Annotated in this window: 4 protein-coding genes; all 4 read right to left on the bottom strand. The window is 36.2% G+C overall.

The window, feature by feature from the left end:
- Positions 1-461 precede the first annotated feature (461 nt).
- The gene (locus tag VIO64_RS17500; RefSeq protein ID WP_331920613.1) at positions 462-647 is read right to left on the bottom strand and encodes an anti-sigma factor domain-containing protein; all 186 of its coding nucleotides are present in this window, start codon (positions 645-647) and stop codon (positions 462-464) included.
- Positions 648-700: 53 nt separating this feature from the next.
- The gene (locus VIO64_RS17505; protein WP_331920615.1) at positions 701-1060 is read right to left on the bottom strand and encodes a hypothetical protein; all 360 of its coding nucleotides are present in this window, start codon (positions 1058-1060) and stop codon (positions 701-703) included.
- A 507-nt stretch (positions 1061-1567) separates the two neighbouring features.
- Positions 1568-4366: an endo-1,4-beta-xylanase gene (locus VIO64_RS17510; RefSeq protein ID WP_331920617.1), complete on the bottom strand. Its 2799-nt coding sequence runs from the start codon at positions 4364-4366 to the stop codon at positions 1568-1570.
- A gap of 309 nt (positions 4367-4675) precedes the next feature.
- A partial coding sequence (locus VIO64_RS17515) for an endo-1,4-beta-xylanase (RefSeq protein ID WP_331920619.1) occupies positions 4676-4876 on the bottom strand: 201 nt, incomplete at its 5' end.

Here is a 4876-nt window from a genome sequence, read left to right on the forward strand (position 1 = left end):
AAGTCTTAATAAAGATTTTGCTTAAAACATCTAAAATATTACCAATTTTATTATAGATAACCTAATTATAAAATTTTCTGTTATGTATTCCCTCATTTCTTTCATTCCAAATGTTATTTATTATGATAAGTATAGCTGTGGCGTGAAATTGATAATATAAAAATTCCCAACTCAAAAATTATCATATTTACGAACTAATATTATGGAGTTATAAATAGCACTATACTCCCTCCTAATCTGCTTAAATACTTAAAATCTGCTAAACTTTTAAGTATCTAAGCAGATTTTATTAAAGTACTGTTAAGTATAAAAAACAGCATAAACCTATTGAGAAAAAGAGTTCAACCCTTGTTATCCTGCTTTCCCTCATTATAGGCTTAGGCTGCTTATTGTAAAGATTTCAATATCATCAAATGTTGCATGTTTTAAGTATAGCTACTTTGTCATTTTATTTATCTCATTTAACCAACTACTGTCAGTAGTTTCTGAAATACCGACCTTTTCCTAATTATATTTTTTCCTGAAAACTTAACTTGCTTTCCTATGTAAAATACAGGAACTCTCTTTATATAAAAGCATTGAAAATCATTTGTAGCAACTATTGCTTTGCTTTCTGTTAAGCTTATTACAATGCCTTCATAATTCATTTCTATCCCCCCCAAATGTACAAACACGCCGCTACTTTCGCTAAAAATTTGGTTCATGTGTTAAAAAATAATTTATTTAAATATGCTTTAAAATTTCCATAATCACTTTCATATAATATACATAAGCAAATAATGAACTCCCTATTTCTTTCCACTGTCTTTGGGTGAACATCTATTACTTTAGTAAGCTCTTTCATCTTAAAGTATTTTTTTGTTTTCAATATTTCATAAATAGCCCTATTATCAAGTATTCTTTTTGCAATATTTACACACATTTGCCTTGAATCCTTGTGTTTTGGTATATAATCAGGCAAATTACTTATATCTAGACCAAAAGACTCCAATTGTCTTGAAAAGTCTCTCAATTCGTATACTAACTCATATCTGCCTGCCTCAGAACCAACTTCATACATGTTTAATCTCTCCTCAAGCTCACTACCACTTCCACTCCTAGTTTTATTATATTTATATTTGCGAAAGTCTTAATGAAGATTTTTGCTTAAAACATCTAAAATATTATCAATTTTTTTAATATTTCGATATATTGTTGCTGTGAAATTAAAAGGAGCCGTGCACTAATTAATTAATGCCCCTCTCTTGCTAACTTAGTAGATAAAATAAAGGCAATCCTATTGTCAGCACTCTCTTCCTTCTAAAACCACGTTTTAAAAATGTTCTAGCAAATGACGCATTAGATGAACCATTAATAACTATCTCAACAACCTTTTCACTGTTTAATAAATCAGCTATAGTGTCAATTATTTTAAATAGTTTGGGATAATCAGACTTTATTATTGGCTTGCGTTTTACTCTATATAGTCTAAGAAAACTTAGAACTCCCAAAAAATAAGAATAATTGTAAATGACATAAAAAAAAATCCCCCTCAAATAAGGGGGAGAGGAAAATCGTTTTAAAATAATTACCAATTTTTGCTTTCTGATTGCCAAATACCAGTATCAAAATATACACCTTCACCGATAAACATACTCTTTCGCTCTGTTTCTCCTCCCAAATGCCATCTAAGCCATGCTAGAGTGGCCGGAAGAGCATATTTGGGGCCGGTACCATGGTCCACGCCTTTCATTAAACCCATCCATACCGGAACTGTTGCCTTTCTATAATCACTTCTAGTATTTTCCAGAGCCAAATTATCATCCAATCCACAAATAAGAGCTGTTGGCTTACGCATCTTGCTTGCTCCATTGCCATCAAGGGATCCTCCGTCAACGTGAATTGTTGTTGCTATTCTGGGATCACTTGCTACGCCATAAGAAGCCACTGAACCCAGCGAATGTCCGCCAGCAGCAATTCTACTTGTGTCAAGCTTTTTGTAATATTGACTTGAAGAGTTGTTATTCTGTGCTATGAGCCAATCCAACCCTGCTTTCATTTCAGCTCCTGAATCTGATGGACTCTCACTATAGACTACAAATCCATGTGATGCAATTCTTCTCATTATATCTTGATAATAACTAGGATCAGAACCTCCTCCTGGCCCCCATATAAATACAGGATGTGCAGTAACTCCCTGGCTCCCAAGAGTAGCTGGTCTAACGACCCATGCTTTGCCATTTGGCCCAACATTTCTTTCTGTTGTTAGTGAAAATGGACCATCTTTCTCAATACTGTCAACAGTAGGTAAGATTTTTGTACCGACAGATGCAACCGGCGTAGGTGTTGATACACGTGTTGGAGTTGGAACTTGAGTATTATTAGGTGTGCTAACTGTCTTATTAAAATTTGCAGCAATTATAAGAACGTCCGCCATGTTTATAGCACCATCATCATTTAAGTCATATGCTGCATTATATTTTTCCGTTCCACGAGTCGCATTGAAAGATGTTGCTATACGCAAAACATCTGCCATATTTACAACACCGTCATTGTTGAGGTCTCCCCTAATTGATGGAACTGTACTTGGTGTTGTTGGTGTTGTAGTTGGTGTTGCAGTTGGTGTTGAGTTCAATGCATCTGCTAAAGCTTTTTGTATTGCATAATACGCAGGCTTTTTCTGGCCGTTGTCATTGAAAATCAATGGAGCTATTGCTTTATCTTCCGGAGACTCAGGATTTACACGCCAAGACTGAGAATCTCTTATTCCCCACACTTGGAAAGCTCTGCAATATGGTTGTTCTACACATGCTTTCGCTATCCAGCCATATATCTGTGCCTGTTTCTCAAGTCCAGCCTGTGATGTATCAGAACAACCGACATCCATTTCAGTAACATAGCTTTCAACACCTAAATCAGCTAGCCTCTGCATCTGGTCTGCAAATCTTTTGGCATCAGTTTCTGTAAAGCTTGGTCCCAAATGCATTTGGAAACCAACTCCATCAATTGGAATGTTCCGGCTCTTAAAATCCTTTACCATTTCATAGACGCCCTCAAATTTGGCAGGTCTTGTTTCCAAATCATACTCGTTATAGACTAGTTTAGCGTTTGGATCTGCCTTACGAGCTGCTATAAATGCATCCTCAATATATTTTTTGCCTTGCTTTTGTCCAAAGATGGAAGCACCGTCCTGACCATTCGTTCCAATAGCATTAATACGATATGTTCCATCCTTCTGGAATGCCTCATTTACTACATCCCAGGCATAGATTTTACCTTTATAATGAGTTCCGACATTGTTTATGTAAGTTTCCATCATACTCTTGGTACCATCTACCCAGCCTGGATTATACTTATGCCACACAAAAGCATGACCGTGAACTACCATATTGTTAGCCATGGCAAAATTGACCAAACTATCCCCGCCACTATAATTATATTGATTTTGGCTGGGCGATATTGCCCCGATTTTCATATTATTTTCACTTGTTAGGATATCAAACTCAGTTTTTACAATATTTTGATCACTGCTGCTTATATTCCCTGAAATTGCAGCCCCAACGTAAAATTCATGGCCTTTGGCCCTAATTTTTTCAGCTAAAACACGAAGCGGTTGATCTGTTGCAGATCCCGAAGGCTTTACAGATGGCTGTGTTGAAGGCTGTGTTGAAGGTTGGGTTGAAGGAGCCGGGCCTCCGATGTTAAGATCCATCTTAGTCATATCAGCTTTACCACTGCTTTGATATCCTTCTACAACCATGGACACTTCGTACATTTTGCCCATCTTCATACCCTTCGCTTCCCACGCTTTAAAGTGTTCGCTGACACTGATGGTTCCGCTTGTTCTTTTTGATGTGCAGATGCTCCAATACTGCTGAAAAGTTGTATCACCCTTTATGGACGGTCCGGTTCTGGAGTTTTGATAAATTTCATATGTACGACCGTCAACGGTAGCTGTCCCTTTCATTTGTATACCATTTCCCGGTGGCTTCCAGGTGCCGTAACTATCTATAATGTAATATTCTACAAGTGGATCTTCCGTCCACCCATAGACAGCCATATATGAGTTACCGTTGGGCTGATAGTTACAAGAATAGTCAATGGAGATATTACCATATTCCTGATAAGTCTTAGTGGACCCCAGTTTCTTACCTGTACGGAATAATATATTGTTGATATTACTCCATGAGCAGCTGAATGTGCCACCCCCGTTAAGGGTCATAGTACCGGTACCGTTATCTTTCCAGTATTCGTAGTTATAGCCGTCAATTGTACCGGTAGCATTTGAAGTAAGCGTTGGTCCTGCATGTACGGTTACCGAAAACAATGTAAGAAAGATGGTAAAACACATAAACATCGAAAAAATCGCCTTAACTTTCCTCAACATTTACTCACCCCTCCCATTTCTTTAAATTTCAGTTTCATTTTACAAATCCCCCTTTTTAGTAATATATTGATATTTATAGAATTTTTATTTATGCTCATATTTTAATTATATTGTTTGTAAATATAAGACCTATTAAATATTTTGCTTAATATATCAAAAATATTATCTTTTTTTGAATAGATTAAAAGTAAATAATCTATTACATTTGTTTTAAGCAAACGTAATAGATTATAAACATTTTTATACAGATTAATTTTTTCGCACACTAATAGTGGCTAGACTTATTCTCTAAAAACCATGGTGGCTCCGCTATTTCATAAGAGCTTCTTTCAATGCATTATACGCCGGTTTTGGATTTAGATTACTATCATATATGAGACCTCTGCCAGTACCTGGGAAAGTTCCTGGAATCCATGAAAACTTATCAGTAAAGCCCCAAACCACAAATGTTTTAACATTAGGGTTTCTCAAGGCAATTTCCATCAATGACTTGTAATTGCTTGCCTGTGT

Origin of the sequence: Pseudobacteroides sp. (genome assembly GCF_036567765.1) — a bacterium.
Lineage (GTDB): Bacteria > Bacillota > Clostridia > Acetivibrionales > DSM-2933 > Pseudobacteroides.

What these genes read in the sequence shown, in the direction of transcription:
- VIO64_RS17500 (WP_331920613.1), bottom strand. Translation starts at nt 647, where the DNA reads ATGAATTATGAAGGCATTGTAATAAGCTTAACAGAAAGCAAAGCAATA.
- VIO64_RS17505 (WP_331920615.1), bottom strand. Translation starts at nt 1,060, where the DNA reads ATGTATGAAGTTGGTTCTGAGGCAGGCAGATATGAGTTAGTATACGAA.
- VIO64_RS17510 (WP_331920617.1), bottom strand. Translation starts at nt 4,366, where the DNA reads ATGTTGAGGAAAGTTAAGGCGATTTTTTCGATGTTTATGTGTTTTACC.